The organism is Teredinibacter waterburyi (assembly GCF_001922985.1).
Classification (GTDB): domain Bacteria; phylum Pseudomonadota; class Gammaproteobacteria; order Pseudomonadales; family Cellvibrionaceae; genus Teredinibacter; species Teredinibacter waterburyi.
In genome coordinates this window covers 1-686 of record NZ_MRUH01000119.1, presented here as the reverse complement: position 1 = coordinate 686, position 686 = coordinate 1, and the positions used below count along the sequence as shown (strand labels likewise).

Annotated in this window: 1 protein-coding gene; it reads left to right on the top strand. The window is 54.2% G+C overall.

What is annotated here, in order from left to right:
- The coding region (locus tag IDZ20_RS07960) for a GLUG motif-containing protein (RefSeq protein ID WP_281250555.1) at positions 1-686 on the top strand (686 nt) is incomplete at both ends.

The following is a 686-nucleotide window of genomic DNA, read 5'->3' as shown; positions in this document are numbered from 1 at the left end:
ATACCAATGGCGATGAGCTGCTGGATGCTTCGGACACCTATTGGAATGAAGGCGAAGGCTGGGTTGTGATTGGCAACAGCAGCAATCGATTCGAGGCGGTGTTTGACGGCAACGGCTACAGTATCCACAACCTGATGATTAATCGCCCCGATAGCTATAGTCAGGGGTTATTTGGCTACATCGATGGCGCGACTATTCAGAACCTTGGCCTCCAAGGGCCGTTAATGTCGGTTACCGCGAGCCGCTATGTGGGTGGCCTTGTGGGCAGTGCAGTAAACAGCACCCTTACGGAGGTATTTTCAACCGGCAGGGTAGAGCCAACTACTAGTTCCAGCGCCTACGCGGGTGGCTTGGTGGGTCGTCTAGACTCAACGGATCTGTCTGCCTGTTTTGCCACGGGGGCGGTGTCTGCGGTTGGTTATTATGTTGGCGGTCTTGTGGGTTATGCAACTGCGTCGACTATAAGCGACTGCTTTGCGACTGGGGCTGTTGCAGGGGACGATTACCTTGGCTCTTTGGTGGGGTACGCGTCTGGAGCAAGTGTGGCGAGCCGCAATCTGTCTACTGGTGGCGGCGGGTATAGCAGTAATGTTGGTTATTTTAATGGAACCCCTAGTTATAACTACTGGTGGACGGACTCAACAGCTCGCAGTATCAGTGATGAGGGTACTGGTGCAGCCCTAGCC